We start from the raw sequence: 25,222 nt of genomic DNA, 5'->3' as shown, positions 1-25,222 counted from the left end.
TTCTATTAAAGCCGTAGTGGGAATGTCCATTTTTTCTAGCTTTCTATTCTTAAGCGCAGTTATAATGTAATAGCATTTCAAATCATCGTAGCCCTATTGTTTGAAGGAGGATTTACAATCACATGAAAGAGAAGCTAAATAACCTTCCTTCTTCGCCGGGAGTCTATCTTATGAAAGATTCCCTCGGTGGGATCATATATGTCGGCAAGTCCAAGAATCTGAAGAAAAGAGTGCAATCGTATTTTTATCAAAACAAGTCCCATACTCCAAAGGTAAAGAAGCTTGTACAGCATGTGCGTGATTTGGATTACATGGTTACGGATACAGAGTTTGAAGCATTTATGACAGAGTGCGAGTTAATTCAAAAGCATAAGCCAATGTACAATAGGAAGATGAAAAACCCGCTTGCTTACACCTACATTGTGATACAGCGAACGGGCGGATTACGTCGAATAGAAATAACCAACAATCCTATGTCCGATAATCCGGAACAAGTACATTTTGGACCCTTTACAGCTAACAAGAATGCAGTGGAAAAAGCGATTCAAGGAATTGAAGAATGTTATAAAATTGCCTGTAATCATTCCTTTTCTGCTAATACGAATACTCCTTGCTTGAACTATTCATTAGGATTATGTCTAGGGATGTGTATAGGGGGAGAAGCATTTGTTAAATACAATTTGATCATGGATCGCCTGATGGGTTTGCTTGGTGATACGGATCGAAGTTTGTACGAAGAAATGGAACAAAGCATGCTAGATGCGGCTGAGCAATTCGATTTTGAGAGAGCAGCGAAATATAGGGACTATATTGCAGCAGTGAATTTCCTTCTGAACAAAGAGAAGGTAATTGGCTTCACTGAGGAAAACCGCAACATTGTGATCCTTGAGTATTTAAGCGAAGATAGGGTCAAACTGTTTCTCATTAAACGAAATACGGTTCTTTTTAGCGAAAAATACACGGTTGATGGTTCTGTGAACGAGGAGCAAACTGCAAGAGTCAAAGCATTGATTCTGCGCTATTTTGAGGTGGAAAGTGCATCACTCTCTAGCAAAGTTACCCGAGATGAAATCGATCAAGCGCAAATTATTTACAGTTATCTACAAGGCAGTTCATGCCATTATCTTATCATCCCTGAAGTATGGCTAATAGCAGAGGATCATACCGATCTGAATGCGGCGCTTGGCGATTTATTCTTAAGAGCTGAAGTTGATTGAATAACTATACAACAATTTATGCTACCACCAATAATGCTGTTTTTTTTGAAGGGATGCCCTAGCCATTCTTAATGTTTTTTGGGACATCCCCTGTTTGCATTTCTAAGAGTAAATTATCTGTGGCAAATCATTTTTTCTCACCGTAGCTATTAATCATGCCGTTCTTTTCTCTGTGAAATAGTACAGCATGGCTAGAATCGGCAGACTCATTCCTAGCAATACGGTCAAATTCCAGCCCCCGTAAGCGTAAGACCAGGCGCCTATGAATGATCCAAGGGCTCCTCCCACGAAGAAAATGGCCATAAACAATCCGTTTAGCCGGCCTCTCGTTTCACCTCCCAGTGAATAAATGGCACGTTGACCAAGTACAAGACTTCCCGATACCCCCATATCCAGCAGAATGGCAGCAAGAACCAGCAGGATGAGAGCCGTGTTTGAATTGCCTTGAACAAGATAGGACACTACAAAAGCCAGAAATGCAATAGCAATAGCCAGACCGCTCATAAAACGAGACAAACCTCTGTCAGCCAATCTCCCGGCAACAGGTGCGGCGACAGCTCCAGCGACACCGGCAAGGGCAAACAAAGCAATGCCTTGTTGTGATAAATGAAAGTGATCGGTTAACCGTAAAGGAACGACTGTCCAAAAAAGACTGAAAGCCCCAAATAAACAGGCCTGATAAATTGCCCGGCGGCGTAAAATAGGCGTTGCTTTTAAAAGGGTAACTAGTGAGCCTAATAATTGACCATAATTCATGGTAGGTACGGGTTTGCGTTCAGGAAGAGCACGGGACAATAGTATTGTCAAAAGAGTTATCAGCACCGCCGAGAGCGTAAACACTGCCTGCCAACCCCAAAGATCAGTGATAAAGCTCGCAATCGGCCGGGCAAACATGATTCCCAGTAGCAATCCGCTCATTACATTGCCTACAACACGGCCGCGCTGATTTTCAGAGGCTAAATAGGTGGCATATGGCACCAGAATTTGAGCGGCTACTGATCCAAGCCCGATCAATAGGGACGCAGCTAGAAATATCAGCGAATTGGGAGCTAGAGTTGCTACAACCAATGCGCCAACAACCATAATTAATGACACAACAGTCAGACGCCGATTCTCGATAATATCGCTGAGCGGAACGATAAAGAGCAAACCCAAAACATAACCTACCTGAGTCAATGTCACAATTAAACCTGCTGATCTGGGGGAGAGACCCATTGCGATGCTAATAGGCCCTACCAGAGTTTGAGCATAATAAAGGTTGGCAACGATAATACCGCATGATACTGCTAGCAACATCATGATCCAATTGGGAGTTGATTTACTTTTAGACTGAGCCTGTGTTTCTTTAACAGCGGATGTAATTTCCCGTTCGAGTTCCATGTATATTCCTCCTCATTATAAATACTGTACGTACAGTTCAATAATTTATATTCATATAATATACTGGTCGTTCAGTATTATAAATAGTTTTTTTTATTTTCTTCACCGTTAAATATTTTGTATAATGTACGTATAGTATTTATCTGAACATCGTACTGCTGACTCATTAATAAGGAGGAATTACTTTGAATACCAAAAGAGGGCGTCCCCGTAACGCGGAAGCCGAAAAGGCTGTTCTTGCCGCTTCCTATGACTTGCTGCTGGAGATCGGCTTCGGGGCTGTCACGGTTGATAAAATTGCCGAACGGGCTCAGGTCAGCAAAGCCACCATATATAAATGGTGGGCCAATAAGGCTGCCGTTGTTATGGATGGATTTATGTCTGCGGCTGCCGCAAGGCTACCCGTACCCGATACGGGTTCAGTATTTAACGATATATTAATTCATGCTACAAATTTAGCCCAATTTCTGACAAGCCGGGAAGGTAAAATAATCACGGAGCTGATAGGTGAGGGACAATTTGATCAGGGGCTGGCTGAAGCTTACCGCAGCAGATACTTTAATCCTCGTCGTCTTGAAGCGCGGCTTCTTCTGGAACGGGGAGTTCAACGGAAAGAACTGAAGGAAACGCTTGATATCGAATTAACTATCGATCTAATTTACGGGCCGGTTTTCTACAGACTTTTACTAACAGGTGAACAGATAGATGATACGTTCATTATGAATTTGGTGACCATAGCTTTTGAAGGAATACAGTCTTCCTAGAATTTGGATAGAAATAATCATATTGTTCGAGAGACCGTGGGCCTCCATGCCCCTCACCAGCACACTGGTAGAGGGGCATTTTTGTTATGTCTAGACAGGTTTATTTTTGATTAGGGTATTGAATCAAGGCCTTTCGTCCTATAGATAGATTTAAATTAATTGAATATAATTCATTGGGAATATTATGTAAATAGAAGGAGGGAAAAGAAGAATTTTGTCGACTTATGGGAGAACTGATACATAGAGGAGATTTTGATAATGGCTAAGATTTTTGGTTTATTGACTACCGCAGCATCGATTTTTATTGCATTACTTTCTATATCTTTATTTAATTTTAAAGTACATAGCTTAACAATTCTATTTATTATCCCCGCAGGCAGTTTAGCCTTAGGTGGACTTGCTGCGTTCGGTTATTACCACGGGGTTATGAAAATGGGGAAAAAGCTAGTTAAAACAAACTATCTTTTTGGAGTTATTTTGGCATTAATCACTATGTTTGGTATTGAGTATGGAGAATATATGATAACCTATGTATCGGCTGATAATGTGGTTAATCATAGATTGCAAGGAGAACATATTAGTAATTATTCTCTAAATGATAGTAACGAGCCATTGACGTTTTATAATTATTATTCCAATAAACTCGACAATACTAGTGTATCGATCTCGTCAAGAAGTAATGTGAATGGGGGCCTTACTTTTGAATCGGGAAGGACCATGAGTACTTTTAATCTAGTAGTACAAGGTTTAGGTTTTATACTTGGAAGTTTGTTTGGTGGAAGTATGTTAAGTGACAGTAAGAACCACTGTCAATCCTGTCAACGAGCTTATTTAAAAGAGCATGAACTTTTTGAGATTGATGAAGTGGATTACGACTCGATCATGGTTGATTTAAACCAATCCATACATGATGACAATGTTTATCGATTTTCTGATCGTATCCAACAACAGAAACAAATTGATAATGAGTTATGTGAGAATATTAGATATAATTTTAAAATAGGGCAATGTCCTAAGTGTCAAGAGGGCTACTTAATTATCAGGCACAATAAAATAAAGGATGACGGTACATACGAAGAAGTTTTGGAACAAAGGAAAGTAACTTATCTAAGTAGAGGAATAGTAGCAGACACATTGAAGACCATTGGAAATACGGAGAAAGGCAGTAGCGTTCATTTCTAGCAATTTGATATATCCGAGAAGGGGATTGAATCAAGGTTCTCGTCTTATAGATAGATGACCATTCCTTTTGTTCAATACAGGCATATCATAATTCAGTACTTTTTATTAAAGGAGCTGAAGATGTGCCTGCCATAACCAAGCGTTTATCAAGCAGAACAAAAATAAATATTTTGATACCTGCAAATAAGAAAGATAAAACCTCCTCCTATAAAGTCGTATGGAAAGGACCTGTCAATAGAGCCTCTGGTCTTGGAATAGCCAGTAGAGAGTACGTTAAGGCTTTGAGACAGCAAGGGGTGAATACTACGGTTAGAGAAGTGAGAAGCCGAGAACCCCAAACTTCAAAGAAGCAAAAGGTGTTAATTTATCATTACTCCCCAAATACTCTCAATATAAGGAAAGAAAGAGAGCAGTTCAAGACGATTATCATTAACACCGTCTGGGAGACAACCCGTATCCCTAGCCGATGGATCAAACCGATCAATCAAGTTGATGCCGTATGTGTCCCTTCACTACAGAACAAGCAGGCGATGCGTAATAGCGGAATTAGAATTCCCGTATATATTGTTCCTCATGGGGTGAATGCTCGGAAGTTCACTCCTAGAATGAAGAAACAGCCTTCAAAAAAAACAAATGATAAATTCGTTTTTATATCTATATTCGGATTTCAGCACCGTAAAAATCCTGAAGCATTACTTAAAGCATATTGGGAAGAGTTTACTGCTACCGATAATGTCCTACTGATCATCAAAACTAATGGATATGCATCTTATGAGAATGAACGCTGGATTCGCAACCGAATACAAGCTTACAAAGATAGGCTAAACATTCGTAAGAATACAGCCCCTATTCAGATCATTGCCCAACATTTAAATTCTAATTCTCTTAGAAGCATTTATGCGCAGGGGCATGCCTTTGTTCTTCCTACGCGAGGCGAAGGAGTGGGTTTGCCGTTTCTAGAATCGTTAGCCAGCGGCGTCCCTGTAATAACAACTGGAGGGGGGGGGCATATGGATTTCCTAACAAGTAATAATTCATTCCTAGTTCAATATAAAATGCGCCCCCCGATCATCGGCATGAATCGAAAATCATCAATCTCACGCCAATTTCGCCATTTGTTCTCGGAAAAGGGACAGTTGTGGGCGGAACCGGATATTGGAAGTTTAAAAATGCAGATGAGAAAAGCCTATGAGAATCCTCTATTATGTAAGTTGAAAGGGCAAAGAGCTCGGCATGACGCGCTAAATTTGTCTTGGAACCGTGCGGGATTTTCATTAAAGAAGGCTATAGAAAAAACGATCAGGATTAAGTAATTTCTTATTTAATGGGTATAGCTGAGTTGCGGATTATGAGAACCTGTCTTTGGTGGGATAATCGTGTGAATCAGTTATTTATAGAAGCTCCCGCAGTTTCGTGCTATGGGAGCTTTTTATTCAGAGCTCGTATTATTCCAGACAAAAATTGACCAAACAATAGGATTGAAGTGAAACATGGGTTGTATAAGGTAGAGATTGTTCAATTTTATAATGCTGATAACGGAAAACATATTGGTGATGATAAAATAAATATGATATTGAATTTTATGAAGATATCAGATGTTGGAGCTAATGCAGATAAAGTAATATGGTGCAGCTATATCTAATACATACATTTAGATGATGCTAAGGAGATGAGTGCATGACAGGAAATGCCAATGCCGAACTAATCCAGATTATCGAATATGATCCTTCCTACGCTGGAGCGGTTGCTGAGATGTGGAACCGTAGCAACGAAAGCTGGGGCGGCGGTACCAACCAGAGAACAGAGGACAATGTGCGTAGAGAGATGGAGATTTCGTCCAATCTTCATGTGTTTCTCGCTGTCAATGGCAAAGAGGTAGTGGGCTTCTGCAGTTTCGCCCACTATCGTCATGACGAAGGGGCCTTGTATGTACCGTTGTTAAATGTGCGTCCGGATTATCATGGTTACAAGGTCGGTCGCAATCTGATATTGAACGCCGTCCGTAAAACAGTCGAAGCGGGTTGGCCACGGCTAGATCTGTTCACTTGGGCGGGGAACACCAAGGCCGTGCCGATGTATAAGAAATGCGGGTTCTTCTGGGAAAAGAATGAAGATTACGTCCATCTGATGAACTTCATTCCAACCGTTCTGCAAACCGAAGCGCTTGCTCCTTATTTCGAGGAGCTGGATTGGTACGCAGACAGCACCCGCGAACTCCCTATCCAGCCGGATGGACGCTCGGAGCGTGGCTTTGATTTCTTTGATTACACTTGGCAAAAGGGAGAACTCTCCTTACGTGCAGAATTCGAGAAGACTGGTCGTGGGCTAACCGCTCTTGATACGCCCGACTATGAAATATCCACTGAGATTGACGATCATGATCTAGTGTTCGGTCCCACTTACAAGATTCGCTATTGCATCAAGAATCGCTCGGCATCTGAGCTGGCAATTGAGATCAAAGGACAGAACGATAAAAATATCCGTTTTGCTCTATCTGCTGCTATAACTCTCGCTCCAGGAGAAAAGGTCATTGTCGAGGGTGATTTTGAGCTTGATTCGGTTCGTGAGGAGCAGAACGATAAGAAGACCCACCCCGTTGTTATGAGTAAATGGATAATCGGTGGCAAGCGAGCAGAGTTTCGCATTGGCGTCGCTCCTAAATTTCCAGCCAAGATGAAGATAGAGTTGCTAACTCGGGAGCTGTATTCGGGCCTTTCGGCCGAATTGTACCTGAACGTAGAGAATAATTTTACCTCGGAAGCGGAGTTCGCATTTGACTTGCCGGAGGATGAATTCTTGGAATGGGTAGATCGTAAGGTACGCCTCACAGTTCCGGCGAAGAGTAAAGCTTCTGTCCCGGTTCCCTTTACCCTGCGGGCATTCGGACTTTATTCACGAGATGTTGAAGTGATAGCCGTTCCGGCTGGACAGAAGGCGGTTTCCTTCACTAGCAAGTTGTCCGTCTTAATGAAAGGAACGTATGGCTGCTTTGGTGGGCAAGTCGGGGATCAATGGGTCGCCGTGAACGGCGCATTCTCCCTTCATCTGAGCAAGATCGACAATGGAATATGGATTGAATATCCTGGTTCTAGCCACAATTTCTGGTGGACCTATCCGAAGCTAGGCAAACCGTTCGCAGAAGAATTCTCCAAGAAGCACGCCAAAGAAGTGAAGATCTATTCGGAAGGGGAGAGCCAGGTTCTCGAAGCCCTCTACGAATCAGAAGAATTCCCAGGGCTGGAGATAAAAACAGTGGCCAAGTTGTTTGCAAACGGAATCGCTGAGTTTCATCACGAGATCTACAATACCAGCAGCAAAGCGCTGGAAGAGAACGTGTATTTGCTGACGAATTTTGGATTTTTTGGCAAGCGGCTAATCTTGCCATATCAAGGCCATTTCGTAGACATGGAAGATGCTTACTCCGGTGACCCGAGTCATTGGGACAGTGCACAGATCACAGAGAACTGGCTGTTCTGCAAGGAACAGAACGTCACATGCGGAATCTGCTGGGATCCTTCACTAAAGCTGCTTCGCCCGGAATACCCACTTGGGCTGGAGCATAATCTTGGTCAAATATCCGCCGGAGATATTGTACGGACAAAGACGACTGTGTTTGCTCTGAACACCTTCACTAAGTGGTCGGACTTCCGTTCCTTCGCCCGGAAACAGCGAAATTCTGTCATTCCAGTACTGGATGATCATCTTGAATTAACACTCGGCGGTGGAAATCTCTTTGCGGCGGGGCCCCTTCATGCAGAACTAATTGAACGAAAGATGATTCCACTCGCTGGAAGTCTCGAACTATCTGTGCAAAATGATGGTGGTGCAGAGTTGAAGGCCGCTGACATTGAGTTGCAAAGGGAGCAGGATTTGCGCTCCGCGGGATTTGAACTCTCTGCCGAGGAAACGGCATCGCCGGGACACCGCGAATCCGGCCGAAAGGTCCGGATTGTCTATTGCGGAGAAGATCGAGTTCAGGAGCGATCGGGTCTCTGGTTCCCTCAATCGGAAACGACCGTCACTTGCGAGATGATAGAAGGACCTGCTGGTCCCATTTATACGGTGAGCAACGGAGTTCTCTCTATAGGCGCTGACCCTGAGTTCGGGAGTTTCGTTCATTCCCTAAAGTATCATGGAGAAGAATGGCTGGACAGCTCCTATCCGGAAGCGGTACCGCGTTCCTGGTGGAATCCTTGGCATGGTGGACTCGGCGTGGGAATTCCAGGCATGGGTGGATTTAGTCGGTTGCAGGAGCCAAGAACTGTGGATTGGGCGGAGCGGATTGATGCTTACGGCAACGTCTGGAAAGGACTACGAATAACTACTTCCATCGAGAAACAGGAAGCGAACCGGGGAATTACTATCCATCAGCATTATCTTATGCTCCCCGGTGTCCCTGTTCTTAGTGTGATGCATTCGGTGACTAACGGAACTGGATTGGTCCTGCCGCAGTATTCGTTATCGGAGGATAGTTACTTCAAGCCTTCAGCTGTCTTTGGCGAAGGATGGATGGACCTTCCCGAGGAAGGCAAGTTCCTCCTTGGGAAGGTCGAGACCCATCTTGATTCTAAGGGGATCATGCGAATCGGTGCGGCTTCGCGTAAGGACATGCTGCATATTGTGAATAGTTACCCCAATCAGAAGGCTTCGGTGTATGTGAACAATAAAATATTCACTCACGGTGTGAATCATCCTCTACCACTTCTGAATGGAGAAACCGCTTGGACACAGCCGACATTCCTCATCTTGGGCGAGATTGCTTTAACTCCAGAGGATGTTCGTGGACTTTTGAAGCTGACCTTTGCCAGTCCAACTAACGAAAGGGAGTCTACACATGCCGATCATTGACATTCATATTCATCTGTCGGACATCGATAGCTTTCATCAAACAGCGATTGATCAGTCCAAAGTCGATTACACCGCTGCTGGCCTCAAGGCTGAGTTTGACAAGAATGACGTCGTTATCGGCATTGGAATGGGGGTCACGGAGCAGATAAAGGGTGCCTTTCCTGATTCCACTTCACCCAATCCGATGGGCCTTGACTTGGAAGACAGTGTTCCGCCGTTCTTAATGGAATGCGTTGGCATCAATCCGAACAAGCTCATAGGAAAGCAAACCCTGGAGGAGTTGGACCGAATCGAAGCACGGTTGCAAGCTCCCGAGGTAGCGGGAATTAAGTTGTATGCCGGGTACTATCATCATTACGTCTATGACAAAATCTATACACCAATCTATGAACTGGCTGCTAAGTACGGCATGCCTGTAGTCATTCATACCGGCGATACGTACTCGATGAATGGATTGCTCAAGTATTCGCATCCACTTACCGTAGATGAATTAGCCTACCAACAGCGCGGCGTGAACTTTATGATCTGCCATCTGGGTGATCCCTGGGTGATGGACGCTGCCGAAGTGGTTGCCAAAAATCCGAACGTCTATGCCGACTTGTCCGGCCTCGTAGTCGGTGATCGGCCCCATTTTGAGCGGTTTATGAACGAGCCCTTATTCATGGACCATTTTCGCCGGGCGCTGGTGTACTCCGATCATTACGAGAAAATGCTGTTCGGAACCGATTGGCCGCTTGCGCCAATTGACCTGTATGCGGAATTCATCCGCAGGCTTGTGCCTGAGCAGCATCATGAGAAAGTATTTTACGAGAATGCCTTTGGGCTGTTTCCACGCATTCAGCAGCGGATTGCGGAGCTCTGAGAGAAGTGGGAGCAGCACAGTATAGTTAGGCACAATGAAGCATAAATAAACAAGCCATCCCCGTAGGTAGTGCGAAGGGGATGGCTTGTTTATTGTGGGGTCATAGCCATGAGATCAGAATTCATCTTTCATCTTATATTTCATTATAGCAACCTTGGCTGCGAATAAGCGTCTAAGCTGTTATACGTTTTCCAGAAAAAAGCAAAGTGCAGTATAACAGAGGAGATATTGTGAAGTGATTTTGTCAGTTATGCAAATCAGTACTTCACGGTATGTAGCTTTGTCAACAAATTTTGCAGGAGGAAATATTCGATGAAACAGCGATTCGGTAGTATTTTGAGTAAGAAAAAAAACGAAATGGAATAGGTGCGTTTATTGCAGTCTTAATGGTGGTCGGAGTGGCAGCAATGCTAGCTGCCTGTACAAACTTGAACGCACAATCTTCAGACACGGCGTTCAAACCAGGTACAATCTATTCTTACAGCTCTAACGGTGAACAAGTTGTTGCACATGACGCGGGGAATGCGTATTCGATGGACGAGAATGGAAATGTCTCTGTCTCCTATCGGGATGAGAAGGTTGAGGCCCAAACTTCTTTAAAACTTGATACGACTGGAACTGTTCTTGGGATGGGGAGAGCGGATACTGGATTTTATATTTCCGAGGATAAAACCGCTATAGTATACGGATTTGCGGATGGGAAGTCATCCCCGCTTCATGTATTAATCAGTGACGACATGGGAGAATCGTGGAATAACTACACCATAGAAGGCGCAATGGGTTATGATGCAAAGTTCATCGGGTTTACAGACAAACAAAATGGCTGGATGGTCTCAGGGGGTTCTGCTGGTGTGGGACGTTCGCTGAATTTTGTATACCAGACCTCTGACGGCGGGAAGACATGGAAGGAGCTTGGGAATCCAAACGATTTATATGCGGAACGTTTAACCGGGGCAGGTTTTGCAAGCAAGGATATCGGGTTCTTGGGTTTTAGATATTATGAAGATAATGGGCCTGTTATTTATTGGACCAAGGATAGCGGGCAGACATGGGAAAAGCTCGCGGTATCCCTTCCAGAAACCTTCAATGAATATCAAAAAACGCCCCTTTCACCTATTTTGGGTGGAAAAGAAGGATTATATCCCATTCTGCTCAGTAAAGAGGGGAACACAATAGGTACCATTTACCTCTCGAGTAAGGACAATGGCCTGAAGTGGACGTATGATTCATCGTATGATCACCTGAGTGATTCTAAATAAGAAAAAAACAAGAGATAAGCGCATCATTTCATGCGAAGGTATATTAATTTATCTTGAAAGATACAGGGAGACAAAGGGTTGCTGGAGAATTATCCAGCAGCCTTTTTGTGACGTATTGTTATTTTTTACCGAAATTTAGTTTACAGAATATGGACTTCAATGTATGATAAACAAAGACGATCTAAATTATTAGAATGACTTAGTAATTTAGATCGTATAGTTATATTCTAAACATATGGAGGGAAATAAAAGTGCATTCCAAATCATCCAATTCAATTCCATTAGTCAATATTTCAGTCGAGCAGTCTAAATTACTTAGCAGTGCTAAGCGAATCCAGATCATTAGTTGTCTACAAAATTCGGCCAAGACGGCAAAACAGGTTGCTGTAGAGCTACAACAATCCCCAGGAAGTACTCATTACCATATCAAAAAATTGCATGAAGGTGGACTTGTCGATCTTGTGGACACACGGACGGAGGGGGGGATCGTTGAGAAATACTATTTGGCTAAATCGAAATGGTTTAACACGAATGGCAACCAATTCATTGATCCATTATTGGCAGAAGATTCAGACTCAGACGTATCTTCTCGAACGATGCTAAGTTTACGATTATTTCTCACACCTTCGCAGCAAGAAGAACTGACTTTAGAATTCAAGGAATTATTAGAAAAATGGGTTGGAAGTACTTCTGAATCAACTAGTGAAGGTGTTAAAGAGTTCGCGGTCGGGATAAAAATGTTGTCTGTTGATTAATTTTAGAAGAAAAAAATATAAAGATAATAGGGGATATTACGTGGATATTTTTAGAAACAGAAATTTTTCCCTCATGTTTATTGGCAGAATCCTAACGAATATAGGGGATAGTTTATACGCTGTAGCAGCCATGTGGCTAGTATATGATCTAAGTAGTTCAACTTTATATACGGGATTAGCAGGTTTTCTATCTATTATACCGAAGATCATTCAACTACTCTCTGGACCGATCATAGACCGTATTTCCATCCGTGGAGTGCTAGTATATAGTCAACTTATTCAAGGGATAATATTACTTATCGTTCCTATGGCATCCTATTTCGGTTTTTTATCTGTTGGTTTAGTTTTGATCATTACACCCATACTTACAACCTGCAATACTTGGGTATATCCAGTACAGATGTCCGCTCTCCCTAAGATTTTGGATAAGAGACAACTAACACAAGGTAATTCACTATTTTCAGTTGCATATCAGGGAATTGACGTAGCTTGTAATGCAGTATCTGGTATTCTTATTGGTATATTGGGTGCGGTATCTATATATCTTTGGAATTCAATTGGTTTTTTTATCGGTGCAATTATATTTAGTCAGCTTCGTATTAAGCCTACAGCACGAATCCATTCCGAGACTAATTCTTCAGTCAAGACTACAACTCATATGAATCGATACTTCTCAGATTTGATGGATGGGATACGGTTGCTGGTTAGAACGCCGCTTTCCAAGCTTCTTTTTGGTGTCATTATCATCAATGCGGCTGGAGGAGCGACTTTCAGTGTGCTCCCTATGTATAGTGATTATCTTGGTGGTGCTGGTATTTATGGGATTTTACTGATGGCACAAGCACTGGGAAGTCTGGTTGGTGCTCTGTGTGCTCCCTTCTTAAAACTCGAACGAATACGTTTGGGGAGGTTATATTCTCTCGCTTACATACTATCAGGAATAGCTTGGTGTCTCAGTATTTATAGTCCTTGGCTTTGGGTGACCATCCTTGTTTATGGCTTAGCCTGGTTTCCAGGAGGAGCCGTTAACGTAATTATTAATACTGTCGTACAAAAGGGGGTACCACAACAATATTTAGGTCTTATCTTTTCAGCAACTATGGCACTAAGTGGAATTGCATTACCTTTAGGTAGTCTTATAGGTGGTACTTTAGGTATTTGGCTAAATAGTGCTACGGTAATTTCCCTGTGTGGAGCAGCAGTTCTTTTAGTAGGATTATATTGGTCATTCGATAAAGTTTCTCGCAACCTCCCTGCCACTGAGCATATTGATGAAGGATTTTTCAATTTCTCTCGTAAGTCTGATAAGTCTGATATAACGGGGATCCAAGCCTGATCTTTCTAAACTTACATTGACATTACTCTTGTGATTTCGAATCAACGAGTGGACAGAATCCAGGGTTCGTCGCACATAATAGTTCGGTAAATCGAGGCTGGAGCTTGGCAAGCTCCTTGAAATAACTACTGATAATATGATTGCCGCTAACGGATCCATTCTGGAAAGACAGCGATGAGAGGGTCTGAACATGACTGTAATAGTACTTTTTGTCCCGATTGGGTAGTTTGTAGATGGATGGGGGAGCATGTGTTACGATGTCAAAGGGATTGGCGATGCGGTAGCTATTTGGCACATACTTGGAAAAAACTTTCGCAAAGGCTGGATCGCCTACACGTGGGGACCCATATGTAAACAAGTTGGGTGAGGTATAATGGGTATTGGCTGCAATATCTATAGCACATAATGTAGCTAGTGCACCTCCGAGACTATGCCCTGTAATGTATAATGTCTTACTAGGAGATAACTTAGAGAGTGCAGAGATAATCTCACTGCGAGCTGAAGAATAGATGTCTGTGAAGCCGCGATGCGTAAGACAATCTTCTTTGATATATTTGATTCTCTTTTGTGAGGCGATGAGGTTAGATATCCAATTGGGAGTAGAGCTGGTTCCTCGAAAGGCAATAATAATCTCTTGCGGAGATTCCAGAATAAACCCGAAGGATTCCCATACGTTGTTGATGGATTTTGCTTGAATAGTATCACAGACCACATAATTCAATGGAACGACGAACGAGCCATCCGAATTCGAAAATTGTGAATAGGTCTGCCCGCAGATTGCGGCTAGGAAGATAGCCCACTGCTCTTCACCGGTTTTATTACCCATGTAAATCCCGCCCTTCTCTCCTACACTATATTAGTGGGATGAAGGAGAGATTCCTATAAACGAGAAGTTACACCATGACTACATAATAATGAAGGAGTTTATAAAAAATGAGTGATCTAGAGCTTAAGAAAAATGAAATTCTATCGTCTTTTCAATTTCGACATGCAACGAAAGATTTTGACCCAGATAAGAAAATAAGTGATGCCGACTTTCATTACATATTAGAAGCAGGTCGTTTATCTCCAAGCTCATATGGTTTTGAACCTTGGAAATTTGTTATTATGCAAAACCAGGACATTCGAATTAAGCTAGCGGAGTTTGCAACAGGCGCTAGAAGGCAGTTACCAACGGCGAGTCATTTCATGGTCATTCTGTCGAGATTACCTAATGATATGGTCGCAAGCTCTGAATATATTAAAGACATGATGGAGAATGTCCAGAAGCTGCCATCCGATATTGCACTGGGGAAGCAGACAACGTATGATCATTTTTTGAAAACTAGTTTTGCAGTTGAAGATGATCCGAGAGTGATGTTCGAGTGGGCTTGTCGCCAAACTTATATTGCATTAGGTAACATGATGACTGCTGCCGCTTTGATTGGAATTGATTCTTGCCCAATTGAAGGGTTTAACAGAGCGAAAATAAACGAATTATTAGTAGCAGAAGGAATCATGGACCTCGAACATTTTGGTGTTTCTGTTATGGCTGCTTTTGGATACAGATTACATGAGCCATCGGAAAAGACACGTCAATCCGCGGAGCAAGTGGTTGAGTGGGTGGAATAAGGCGGATTTGCATTAAATTTTAACATAATTTATTCTTAGGTAATGAAGTATTAGACCGATGATTACCAAAAGGAGATATTATGACGGAGAAGATAAATATAGGATGGAACTTTGACAACAGTTATGCTAGGCTGCCGGAATCTTTGTTTACAAGGCTAAAGCCTGCTCCTGTACGATTACCTAAGTTGATCATTCTTAATGATGCTTTGGCAACATCTCTAGGGTTGAATAGTCAAGCACTGCAAAGTATTGAGGGTGTAAATGTGCTTGCTGGTAACGAAGTTCCTGAAGGCACGGTGTCTCTTGCTCAAGCTTATGCAGGACATCAATTTGGACATTTCACCATGTTAGGAGATGGCCGAGCAGTGTTACTTGGTGAACAAATCACTCCAAGTGGCGCGCGAGTAGATATTCAGCTTAAGGGTGCTGGAAGAACGCCATATTCTCGTGGGGGGGATGGCCGAGCCGCACTTGGGCCAATGCTTCGCGAATATATCATCAGCGAAGCCATGCATTCGCTTGGTATTCCTACCACCCGTAGCTTGTCGGTGGCAACTAGTAGTGACTCGGTAATCCGGGAAAACGAGCAACAGGGTGCTATCTTGACCCGTATAGCCGCCAGTCATTTACGTGTCGGTACCTTCCAATACGCCGCAGCTTGGGGTACGATTGAGGATCTCCGAGCTCTGGCTGATTACACTTTGCAGAGACATTATTCGGAAGCTGACACTGATACAGATATGAACCGTTATTTTATTCTGCTTCGAGAAGTGATTAATCGTCAGGCTGAGCTAATTGCCAAATGGCAGCTGGTCGGCTTTATTCACGGAGTGATGAATACTGATAACATGGCACTTAGTGGAGAAACGATTGATTATGGTCCTTGTGCTTTCATGGATGTTTTTGATCCTGAGACGGTATTCAGTTCTATTGACCATCAGGGTCGTTATGCCTATCGTAATCAGCCGGGTATTGCGGCTTGGAATCTCGCGAGATTTGCTGAGACGCTTCTGCCGCTGCTACATGACGATCAGGCGCAGGCTATCAAAATTGCCGAAGAGGCAATTGAAGATTTCAAAGAGATCTTTTATCGGAGTTGGCTCTCAGGTATGAGGGCGAAGCTGGGCATTTTTAACGAAGAACACCAGGATGGATCTCTTATTGATGGTCTTCTTGAATTGATGCACAAGTATCGTGCAGATTATACGAATACCTTCCGTGCCTTAACTTTAGAGGAGTTGGAAGATTCGGATCTGTTTGAAACACCGGAATTTAATCAGTGGCATGAGTTATGGCAGGTAAGATTGGGCAGGCAGAAGGAATCGAAAGACGCTTCGCAGCAGCTAATGCGCAGTAGCAATCCGGCGATAATTCCGCGTAACCACCGGGTAGAGGAAGCGCTAGAAGCGGCGGTGAATGAAGGAGATTTCAGTGTAATGGAGCGTCTTCTTGGAGTTCTCTCGAATCCATACGCATACGCTTCGGATCAGGATGACTACTCGACACTGCCTGCGGTTTCTTCAATACCTTATCAAACTTTTTGCGGAACCTGATTTGGATTAGGAAGACGTTAACGAATGTACATTCGTTAATGTCTTTTTTTTTTTGGTCATGGCGAGTGAGTAAATTGTATGAATCGGGCATTCCGCTATAGTCAAATAGTTGCCCTGACTTAGTCGAATTTATCAAATAGGGACACATTTTGAAATATTCGACAATATTTACGCTTTTATGTGTTTTCATGTCGAAAGTCATAGCTTTCTGATTCTCGAATTAGGTATAATTGATGGGCTAAATAATGGAATGATCTGTAAGTTAAAAATAATTGTGAGGGTTATGATAATGACAAATGATAAGGATTGTAAAAACTTGGTTCATTCTCCAAGTCACGCACAATGTATGGAGCATTATGGCTGTATTTATGAAAACAATCATCTTGTTACATTGCTCGTGGATTCTCGCTCAGGTAGCATTGTAGATGCTAATAAAGCTGCTTGTGCCTATTATGGATATTCGCTTTTGGAATTCAGGGCACTTCATATTTCCGATTTGATTATAAATCAAGATGAGGAACCTAATGAACCTAACGACTTTATAAAGAAGGCTTTACCCGAAGGTAAACACAGTGGTAATCAGGTAGTGATGGATAGACACCGATTAGCAAATGGAAGAATGGTTGATGTGGAAATACATACAGGTTTGATTACGATGCTTGGGAAAAAATGCATTTATTCTGTCATTCATGATATCAGTGAGAGGGTTAAGTCAGAGCTTATGGTGAAGGAAAGTGAAGAGAGATATAGGGGTTTGGTGGAACTATGTCCTGAACCGATCCTGGTACATAGCAGAGGGATCATTTTATTTGTGAATAACCAAGCTGAAGTCCTATTTGGTGAAGTGAAGGATGAACTAATAGGCAAAAGAGTAGACTCTTTTTTCAGTGAAGATTACATAACTAGTGATGTGTACCACAATTTTATAACCAAGTTCCACACCAAAGCAAAAGAAACCTTTCGCATGGAGCAGCGCTTTATCCGATATGATCGGAGGATCTTCGATCTTGAGATTTCGGGAGCTCCGATCATTTACAAGGAAGTAAAGGCCACGCAACTGGTGTTGCGAGATATAACAGAAAGTAAAGTGGAAATAGAAAGGGCTGTACGACTTCAGGAGCATCGTCATGCGGCACCGTTTCCTTTGGAGAATAGGGTGGACTTACAGAAGTTATATGTACCCGCAGCAACACTTAGTGGTGATTTCTTTATTTTTCACAAGATAAACGAAGAGCAAGTGGTTGGAATTATCGGTGATGTAACTGGCAAAGGGATCACGGCAGCTCTTAATATTTCCGCGATGCGGGTATTGTTCATGGACAGTTTACTCGTTACGCAGGATCCCGTATTACTTTTGCAGGATTTAAATCATAAGGCAACGCAGTATTTGGAAGAGGATTATGTAGCTGTTTGCTGCTTTAATTTAGACTTTCGCGAAGGAAGACTCAAAGCCTCTGGGGCTGGTATTAACGAATTTATATATAAGCCTAAGGATCAAAACGGAAAAAGGATGACCGTAAAAGGTGCACCGCTTGGCATGTTTGACAATAGTGAATTTGATGAAGTAATCATTTATTTTGATTCTGGGGATAGATTCTGTTTTTACAGTGATGGAATGGACCTCTTAGATGATGCTGATGAATTGAGTTGTGATTTTGAGTATTTACGAGATAGCATTGTCAATACTCCTTTGCAGGACGATTGTACATGGCTGAGTTTGAATATAAGGTGACAAAAAGGAGGAATCATGGAGCCCGTTCAAAAGGAGGTAATACTCTGCTGTTTGGAGCATCATTGCTATATTATTGATGAAATCATCCAAGATCTGAGACTAGACGTATGTGTTTTCGATATAAAATTAATATTGCATGAAGCGATAACGAATGCCCACTATCATGGGAATAATCGGGATTGCAAGAAGCAAATTTACGTCAGATATATGCTTAAAGATAAGCATCTGAAGATCCAGGTGGAGGATTGCGGGGATGGAATAAGGAAGCTTGCCTTTCCGGATAAGATTGATAATCTTCACTTACTAGATGAAGGAGGAAGGGGCTTATATCTGATTCGATGCTTATCGGATAATGTGGAGATGATAAACAATACGATTTATATAGATAAAGATGTAAGCAATCCAATATTATAGTGTTTTTATGACTTGGTTTTCTAACGTTATCGAGGGGGAAGAACATGAAACTCAGTTTAAAAGTGAAAATTAGTATACTCTTGTTTCTAATAATAAGTATTCCATTGTCTATATCAGGTTTTTGGTCCTATAATTTAGCGTCACAAGCAATTCAATCAACCATAGAAGAGCAGCTCAAAGACACCACGACCTCTGTGGCCAAGTCTGTAGAAAATGTATTAGATGTTACGGGCAACTATCTCAAAATTGCCACCAAAAATGATACACTTCAACAACTTATAGCTAACCCTTCCGATGGCAAGTTAGTAAACAGTGCCTATCAATATATATCGAGTGTCCAACAAGACAATGTGGATTTGATAGAAACACTACTTATTGTCAACGAAGAAGGGGATGCACTTGTTACAAGCGATTCTGAGTCACCTGATTTAAATGTGAAGGATCGAGAGTATTTTCAAAATGCGCTTCAAGGGAAGGAGGCAATTAGTGAAGTTATAGTATCGAAGGCTACGAATAACCCAGTTGTAGCCATTGCCTTACCTCTTGAGAATGGGGGCCGTACAACGGGGGTAATGATCGCAACGATAGTCTTTGACAGGATCTCCGCCCCTGCTGCTGAAGTTAAAAGTGGAGAAAGCGGTTATGCGTAAATGATCGATAGAACTGGGTTGATCATCTCCCATCCTGTAAAAGAAAAGATACTTAAAGAGAGCTTGGATGGTACTGATAATAAGCAATTGAACGACATTGTACAACAAATGAAAGAGGGGAAAACATCCGAGGGCTTCTATACATATGAAGGGATGTATAAATTTATAACCTTTCAGCCGGCAGGTAACTGGATTGTTGCAACTACTGCAAATTACGATGAATACATGGCCCCAGCTATAAGTATCCGTAACGAAACTATTGTTACTATCGTAGTGTGTATTTTTGCTGCTATGTTAATCGGCTTTTTATTTACAACAAGAAGTATTACAAAGCCAATTGAAAAGCTCAAGAAGGCCATGTCTCTAGCAGGTGATGGTGACTTAACCGTGCATACCTCAATAAGAACTGGCGATGAACTTCAAGTACTGAGCGATTCTTTTAACACGATGATCGATAAGCAGGCAGCTATTATTGAACAGATTAGGACGGGCTCTGAGGTGCTCACTACGATGTCTGAGGAAATCGCATCTTCTTCAGAGGAGATTAGTGCGTCGATTCAAGAGATTAGCTCCAGTACTCAAGAGATAGCTGCTGGTGCGGAGAATAACAATCGGTCCGTTGTGGATGCTTCGCAGGTGTTGGTCCAAATGTCGAGTTTAGTACAGATGGCTCAAAGTAAAGCATTAGCGACAACCAGTAATGCGCAAACGACAAACGAAGCTGCACAGTCTGGAAGGACGGGGGTCTTAAATACGGTTAGAGCTATGGATTCTATAAACAACAGTACGAGTGAAACCGAGGAAATACTGTTATCCGTAAATGAGATGTCCGATAAGGTTTCCACCATTGTAGATACCATTAATGCGCTCGCTAAACAAACCAATTTGCTTGCTCTGAACGCAGCAATTGAGGCGGCAAGAGCAGGTGAACATGGGAAAGGATTCAACGTGGTGGCTGGTGAGGTCCGGAAGTTATCTGACGAATCCCATGCTCGTGCCAATGAAATTTCAGAATTGGTGCAAAGCATGATGAGTAAAATCGAGATGGCTGTGGTATCCATGAGAGGGGCAACTGAAGCCGTAATGGAAGGCGTACAGATTGTTCATGAAACAGATCATGCTTTTGTTCACATCATTGAGTCTGTTGAAATAATTACAGAAAATATACAAGAAATCTTGGATATTACGAAGGATGAGGTAGCGACTTCGGATCAGATCATCAAGCTGATTGATTCCATGGGCACGATCTCTGAGTCAACGGCTCTAAATAGTGAGCATGTAGCCAGTGCGATCGAAGAGCAGGCAGCAACAGTCAACAACTTTGTGGATACCGCCCAGGAAGTAAGTGTAACGGCAAGTAATCTTGAAAGTCTTGTAGAGAACTTTATAATCAGAGGGGGTGGTAAGCTATGAGTGAATTGATAATTAAGGTGCCAGAAACTTTTACAGTAGATAAGGCAGTGCAATTTAGGGACACCATCCGAGATTATATTAATAGTGGGAAAGTTAACTTTTTGTTAGATTTTAGTGAATGCCAGTTTATCGATAGTACTGGACTTGGAGTGATCGTTAGTTCGTATAAGAAGTGTGTTGAAAGTGGAGGAGACATCAAGTTATCTTCATTGAATCCTAGTGTACGGAAGATCTTTGAGTTGACCAGACTGACAAACGTGTTTGAGATATTGTGATCTGTTAGATTATTAATTTACTACGGATTCGAATAGAAATGAGTGGAGTACAACACCCCCTGCTGCTGTAGGGGTTGTTGTACTCCCATCCAGTATTTGTGTGATTTATCTTACATCATACGATTAAAAAAAGGGTATTGACACTTGTGAGTTATGCGCTTACAATTCTTTTAACAGCAAAAGGTATTGTATGCTTCTGAAGTTGAAAGGAGGCTTTTATTTTTAAACGAAAGTTAAAAGGTTTAAACTATTAATGTATTTTTTTAAACTTAAAGTTAAAAGGTTTTAATTTATAAGAAAGAAGGGGCGTGAAAAGATAGTGACTCCAATTACAATCAAAAAAGACCAGAAATTGAAAACGAATTCACTAATGAGACGGATGTTTAAACAATGGGATATTCAAATGATGGTCATACCGGCCTTAATATTTGTTTTTGTATTCAGCTACATTCCAATGTATGGGGTTTTAATGGCGTTTCAGGATTACAGCATTTACAAAGGATTTTTACATAGCCCTTGGGTGGGATTCAAACATTTCGAAATGTTCTTTAATGCACCTGAGTTTTGGACGATTATGCGAAATACGCTTGTGATCAGTTTGTTAAAGCTTTTCATTGGTTTTCCGGCTCCAATAATTTTAGCCCTCATGTTAAACGAAGTGAGAAAAGCTTCATTTAAGCGAGTTGTTCAGACGATCAGTTATTTACCTCACTTTTTGTCTTGGGTTATTGTGTCAGGGTTTGTAGTTTCTCTACTATCGACGGACAACGGAAGCATTAACATTCTACTGCAAAGCGTACATCTCATTAAAGAGCCCATCAATTTCCTAGCTATACCTGAGTACTTCTGGAGCATTTTAGTTACGACAGGAATATGGAAAGAGATTGGATTTGGTTCGATCGTATATTTGGCCGCAATTGCGGGAGTCGATCCACATATATACGAAGCTGCATCGATCGATGGTGCTAGTAGGCTCAAACAAATAATTAATATTACTGTACCTTCGATTATTCCTGTCATTGTCATATTTATGATTCTTGCCATTGGAAATTTATTAAGTGCAGGATTCGAAGATATCTTGCTCTTAGCAACAAATCCGGTACTACGGGATGTCTCAGATGTGTTAGACACCTATGTTTATCGAATAGGGATTCAAAATTCAAGATATTCCTATGCGACAGCGGCTGGCTTGTTCAAAGCAGTCATTAGTGTTGGAATGCTAACTCTGGCAAATCTAGTGGCTCGAAGATCTGGAAACAGCTTATGGTAAGCCGAGGATATGACTTTGGAAAGGTGGCTGAAATATGAGTAGGACGAGTTTTGGAGATAAAATGTTGAGCTTTAGCATCTATTTCCTACTAACGATATTGGCTTTTGTAACCTTTTATCCGTTTTGGAATGCGGCAGTGGTTTCATTTAATAATGGGACGGATACGATTCTAGGAGGCGTTACCTTCTGGCCTCGTGACTTTACTCTAGATAACTATGAAATTGTGTTTCAAGATAAGAGGTTGATGAATGGCTTTATTATATCTGTACTTAGAACAATTAGCGGAACGGTTCTTGCGATTCTAGCGACAGCCATATTGGCTTATGGCATGTCGAGACGAGAATTAATAGGGCGTAAATATTACATGATCATGTGCATCGTTACGATGTATTTTAGCGGTGGATTGATCCCTTCATTCTTATTGATTCGTAGTCTTGGCCTCATGAATACATTCTGGGTCATGGTCATCCCAGGGATAATTAGTGTATGGAATATGATCGTTTTCCGTACCTTCTTCTTAGCATTACCTGTTGGATTAGAGGAGTCAGCCAAAATCGATGGATCTAACAATTGGGGAGTGTTATTCCGCATCGTACTTCCTTTGTCTGGACCTGTAATAGCGACGTTATCGCTTTTTACAGCAATCTATCATTGGAACGATTGGTTTACTGCTAGCATTTATATCAACAATATTGATTAGTTGCCTATCCAAACCAAGCTACAGCAAATACTGAATTCTAACATTATGAGCGATCAGATGGGGCAGATGGATTCGGCTGCTTTAGGGCGCATGGCACAAATGAAGTCCGTCACAACCAAATCACTTTCGATGGCAACAATGATGGTTGCGACCCTACCGATTATTTGCGTTTACCCGTTCGTTCAGAAGTATTTTGTTAAAGGTGTGCTGGTAGGATCATTAAAAGAATAGCCTCTTTGTGCAGTTGCATCAGTGTCAATCCTAACGGGTTCAAAGCGAAAGCTTGACCAATAGATTGAAAAAAACGAAGGGAGTTTTTTTAGAATGGCTAAACAGAGAAGACCTAGATTACTGCTTTTGATTACTGCACTAATGGTTCTATCGTTGCTAGCAGGCTGCGGATCAGGAGGGAATGATTCTGCCAATAAACCTGTACCATCACCTGAGAATACTAGTAATGAAGGGAGCAAAGCAGGAGACGCGATTGTACTTGGCGAGAAGCCACTAGAATTTTCGTTCTACGGAAACTATGATTGGTACTCCATGCCTGTGTGGGGAGACGACTTAGCGACAAAATGGATCAAGGATGACAAAAAGGTAAATGTTACTGGAATTAATTCTGGAGGGAACACGAAACAAAAATTGAATACGATGATTGTTTCAGATGATTTACCAGATGTCATTTGGGGTGATCGAGGCGCTGACATTGAAAACATGCGCGCAAATGGTTTGTTAGTTCCACTGGACGATTACTTAGATAAATATCCTAATTTGAAAAAGTGGGCCGGTGAGTCTACACTCAACATGCTCCGTTCACCGGATGGTAAGCTGTATCAATTTCCGAACTGGTACACTTCTCAGCCTAACGGGAATGCAGGATACTTAGTCAATAAGAAAATTTATGAGGATCTTGGTTCACCATCACTTGAAACGACTGAAGATTTGTATCAATATCTGAAGCTAGTGAAGGAGAAATATCCTAATGTAGTTCCTTTGGAAGTAGGGCAAAAGGAAGGGATCGATATATTAGCATCGGCTTTTGCAGAGAATCATCCTTATCGCTTTAATCTGATGATGGCAGTACCAGAAGGTAATGAACTAAAATCGATATTTACAGATTCAGCTTTCCGAGAGTCCCTGCAATACTCGAATAAATTATATCGTGAAAAATTAATGACACAAGATGCATTCTCACAAACCAAGGATCCAGTACAGGAAAAAGTTACAACTGGTCGAATTGCGGTCTTCGCTTCATCGAGTCCGACAGAGTTCGGAGTAATGGGAGATTCGTTACTGAAAGCACAAGACCCGGATGCCGGTTACATCATGATCTGGCCTGTACATAAAGAAGGCTTAGATAAGAATAAAATTTTCCCGGGCGATTACAATCAGCTTGGTTGGAATGTCAGTGTTATTACTAAAGCTGCCAAAGATCCTGAAGCTATCTTTGCTTTCCTTGATTGGCTCACAGGCCCAGAAGGTCAAAGTGTTTCGATGTGGGGTCCAGAAGGATTGTATTGGAATGGAATGGATCAAGATGGTTCTACAATCTTTACAGACAAATACACAAGTGATCCTGAAGGTTTGGCAAAAGTAATGGACTCTACCGTTAATTTTCAGTGGGCGGGTAACACAGTCTATGTTGATGGTGTCAAGAGTAAATTCGAACAGACACTTCCTGAAGAAAAACGGAATTGGGAGACACGCTGGCAGTTGGAGATAACTTGGAAAACGCAATATAATACGACAGAATTCGTTAATTTGGACCCTGCAGGCGACAGTGAGGAAGGTATCATCTCTCAAAGTGTGTTTGGAATATATGAGCAAGCGAGATCTAAAGCAGTCTTAAGCGCCAAGAATGAGGAAGAAGTACTAGCCATTCTTGACCAAGCGGAAAAAGACGCACAAAAGGTTGGGTATGATAAGTTGTTGAAATTCAAGACAGAGAAATGGCAAGAAAATCTTAAAAACATGAAACAATAACAAAACTCGTTGTTGTAA

The 25,222-nt window shown here is 41.9% G+C and carries 20 protein-coding genes and 1 pseudogene; 19 read left to right on the top strand and 2 right to left on the bottom strand.

Annotated features, from left to right (window positions below):
• Nucleotides 1-122 precede the first annotated feature (122 nt).
• On the top strand, nt 123-1,217 hold the full coding sequence (locus NST85_RS17230; protein WP_341189933.1) for a GIY-YIG nuclease family protein: 1,095 nt from the start codon (nt 123-125) through the stop codon (nt 1,215-1,217).
• Between the two features lie 153 nt (nt 1,218-1,370).
• On the opposite strand, the gene NST85_RS17225 is transcribed toward NST85_RS17230, so the two are convergent.
• Nucleotides 1,371-2,516 (bottom strand): MFS transporter, encoded by a 1,146-nt coding sequence (locus tag NST85_RS17225; RefSeq protein WP_341191129.1) that lies wholly within the window; start codon nt 2,514-2,516, stop codon nt 1,371-1,373.
• 266 nt (nt 2,517-2,782) lie between these two features.
• On the opposite strand from NST85_RS17225, the gene NST85_RS17220 reads away from it, so the two are divergent.
• From NST85_RS17220 to NST85_RS17185, 8 genes are all read left to right on the top strand, one after another.
• Nucleotides 2,783-3,361 (top strand): TetR/AcrR family transcriptional regulator, encoded by a 579-nt coding sequence (locus NST85_RS17220; protein ID WP_341189932.1) that lies wholly within the window; start codon nt 2,783-2,785, stop codon nt 3,359-3,361.
• 258 nt (nt 3,362-3,619) lie between these two features.
• On the top strand, nt 3,620-4,543 hold the full coding sequence (locus tag NST85_RS17215) for a hypothetical protein (RefSeq protein ID WP_341189931.1): 924 nt from the start codon (nt 3,620-3,622) through the stop codon (nt 4,541-4,543).
• Between the two features lie 122 nt (nt 4,544-4,665).
• Nucleotides 4,666-5,856, top strand: a complete 1,191-nt coding sequence (locus tag NST85_RS17210; RefSeq protein ID WP_341189930.1) for a glycosyltransferase family 4 protein — start codon at nt 4,666-4,668, stop codon at nt 5,854-5,856.
• Between the two features lie 391 nt (nt 5,857-6,247).
• Complete coding sequence (locus NST85_RS17205; RefSeq protein WP_445671184.1) at nt 6,248-9,391, top strand: GNAT family N-acetyltransferase; 3,144 nt, start codon at nt 6,248-6,250, stop codon at nt 9,389-9,391.
• Complete coding sequence (locus tag NST85_RS17200; protein ID WP_341189928.1) at nt 9,378-10,253, top strand: amidohydrolase family protein; 876 nt, start codon at nt 9,378-9,380, stop codon at nt 10,251-10,253. Before NST85_RS17205 ends, NST85_RS17200 begins: the two co-directional genes overlap by 14 nt.
• Nucleotides 10,254-10,651: 398 nt before the next feature.
• Complete coding sequence (locus tag NST85_RS17195; protein WP_341189927.1) at nt 10,652-11,512, top strand: WD40/YVTN/BNR-like repeat-containing protein; 861 nt, start codon at nt 10,652-10,654, stop codon at nt 11,510-11,512.
• 251 nt (nt 11,513-11,763) lie between these two features.
• Nucleotides 11,764-12,267 (top strand): ArsR/SmtB family transcription factor, encoded by a 504-nt coding sequence (locus NST85_RS17190; protein ID WP_341189926.1) that lies wholly within the window; start codon nt 11,764-11,766, stop codon nt 12,265-12,267.
• Nucleotides 12,268-12,307: 40 nt separating this feature from the next.
• Nucleotides 12,308-13,603, top strand: coding sequence for an MFS transporter (locus NST85_RS17185; protein ID WP_341189925.1), 1,296 nt, complete (start codon nt 12,308-12,310; stop codon nt 13,601-13,603).
• Between the two features lie 22 nt (nt 13,604-13,625).
• Here the strand turns inward: NST85_RS17185 and NST85_RS17180 are convergent, their stop codons facing one another.
• Nucleotides 13,626-14,429, bottom strand: a complete 804-nt coding sequence (locus NST85_RS17180) for a lipase family protein (protein ID WP_341189924.1) — start codon at nt 14,427-14,429, stop codon at nt 13,626-13,628.
• A gap of 107 nt (nt 14,430-14,536) precedes the next feature.
• On the opposite strand from NST85_RS17180, the gene NST85_RS17175 reads away from it, so the two are divergent.
• The 10 genes and pseudogenes from NST85_RS17175 (at nt 14,537) to NST85_RS17130 (ending at nt 25,204) form a co-directional block, all read left to right on the top strand.
• On the top strand, nt 14,537-15,214 hold the full coding sequence (locus NST85_RS17175) for an NAD(P)H-dependent oxidoreductase (RefSeq protein ID WP_127190617.1): 678 nt from the start codon (nt 14,537-14,539) through the stop codon (nt 15,212-15,214).
• An 80-nt stretch (nt 15,215-15,294) separates the two neighbouring features.
• A complete protein-coding gene (locus NST85_RS17170) occupies nt 15,295-16,767 on the top strand; it encodes a protein adenylyltransferase SelO (protein WP_127190616.1) in 1,473 nt (490 codons plus the stop codon).
• A gap of 289 nt (nt 16,768-17,056) precedes the next feature.
• On the top strand, nt 17,057-18,499 hold the full coding sequence (locus NST85_RS17165; RefSeq protein ID WP_170220118.1) for a SpoIIE family protein phosphatase: 1,443 nt from the start codon (nt 17,057-17,059) through the stop codon (nt 18,497-18,499).
• Nucleotides 18,500-18,514: 15 nt separating this feature from the next.
• Complete coding sequence (locus NST85_RS17160) at nt 18,515-18,913, top strand: ATP-binding protein (protein ID WP_127190614.1); 399 nt, start codon at nt 18,515-18,517, stop codon at nt 18,911-18,913.
• A gap of 44 nt (nt 18,914-18,957) precedes the next feature.
• Nucleotides 18,958-19,563, top strand: coding sequence for a PDC sensor domain-containing protein (locus NST85_RS17155; protein ID WP_341189923.1), 606 nt, complete (start codon nt 18,958-18,960; stop codon nt 19,561-19,563).
• A complete protein-coding gene (locus tag NST85_RS17150) occupies nt 19,564-20,976 on the top strand; it encodes a methyl-accepting chemotaxis protein (protein WP_341189922.1) in 1,413 nt (470 codons plus the stop codon).
• Nucleotides 20,973-21,251 carry an STAS domain-containing protein gene (locus NST85_RS17145; RefSeq protein ID WP_127190612.1) on the top strand — a complete coding sequence of 93 codons (279 nt, stop codon included), beginning with the start codon at nt 20,973-20,975 and terminating at the stop codon, nt 21,249-21,251. Before NST85_RS17150 ends, NST85_RS17145 begins: the two co-directional genes overlap by 4 nt.
• A gap of 370 nt (nt 21,252-21,621) precedes the next feature.
• A complete protein-coding gene (locus NST85_RS17140) occupies nt 21,622-22,521 on the top strand; it encodes an ABC transporter permease (protein ID WP_127190774.1) in 900 nt (299 codons plus the stop codon).
• 34 nt (nt 22,522-22,555) lie between these two features.
• Nucleotides 22,556-23,452, top strand: a pseudogene (locus NST85_RS17135) (carbohydrate ABC transporter permease).
• A 93-nt stretch (nt 23,453-23,545) separates the two neighbouring features.
• On the top strand, nt 23,546-25,204 hold the full coding sequence (locus NST85_RS17130) for an extracellular solute-binding protein (protein WP_341189921.1): 1,659 nt from the start codon (nt 23,546-23,548) through the stop codon (nt 25,202-25,204).
• Nucleotides 25,205-25,222 lie beyond the last annotated feature (18 nt).

The organism is Paenibacillus sp. FSL K6-2524, from assembly GCF_038005525.1.
Taxonomy (GTDB): domain Bacteria; phylum Bacillota; class Bacilli; order Paenibacillales; family Paenibacillaceae; genus Fontibacillus; species Fontibacillus anaericanus.
Note: the sequence above shows the minus strand (reverse complement) of the source record. Positions and strands in the feature narration are given on the sequence as shown.

Coding starts and splice junctions, on each gene's coding strand:
- NST85_RS17230 (WP_341189933.1), top strand. CDS start 123: ATGAAAGAGAAGCTAAATAACCTTCCTTCTTCGCCGGGAGTCTATCTT.
- NST85_RS17225 (WP_341191129.1), bottom strand. CDS start 2,516: ATGATGTTGCTAGCAGTATCATGCGGTATTATCGTTGCCAACCTTTAT.
- NST85_RS17215 (WP_341189931.1), top strand. CDS start 3,620: ATGGCTAAGATTTTTGGTTTATTGACTACCGCAGCATCGATTTTTATT.
- NST85_RS17200 (WP_341189928.1), top strand. CDS start 9,378: ATGCCGATCATTGACATTCATATTCATCTGTCGGACATCGATAGCTTT.
- NST85_RS17180 (WP_341189924.1), bottom strand. CDS start 14,429: ATGGGTAATAAAACCGGTGAAGAGCAGTGGGCTATCTTCCTAGCCGCA.
- NST85_RS17175 (WP_127190617.1), top strand. CDS start 14,537: ATGAGTGATCTAGAGCTTAAGAAAAATGAAATTCTATCGTCTTTTCAA.
- NST85_RS17170 (WP_127190616.1), top strand. CDS start 15,295: ATGACGGAGAAGATAAATATAGGATGGAACTTTGACAACAGTTATGCT.
- NST85_RS17165 (WP_170220118.1), top strand. CDS start 17,057: ATGACAAATGATAAGGATTGTAAAAACTTGGTTCATTCTCCAAGTCAC.
- NST85_RS17160 (WP_127190614.1), top strand. CDS start 18,515: ATGGAGCCCGTTCAAAAGGAGGTAATACTCTGCTGTTTGGAGCATCAT.
- NST85_RS17155 (WP_341189923.1), top strand. CDS start 18,958: ATGAAACTCAGTTTAAAAGTGAAAATTAGTATACTCTTGTTTCTAATA.
- NST85_RS17150 (WP_341189922.1), top strand. CDS start 19,564: ATGATCGATAGAACTGGGTTGATCATCTCCCATCCTGTAAAAGAAAAG.
- NST85_RS17145 (WP_127190612.1), top strand. CDS start 20,973: ATGAGTGAATTGATAATTAAGGTGCCAGAAACTTTTACAGTAGATAAG.
- NST85_RS17140 (WP_127190774.1), top strand. CDS start 21,622: ATGAGACGGATGTTTAAACAATGGGATATTCAAATGATGGTCATACCG.
- NST85_RS17130 (WP_341189921.1), top strand. CDS start 23,546: ATGGCTAAACAGAGAAGACCTAGATTACTGCTTTTGATTACTGCACTA.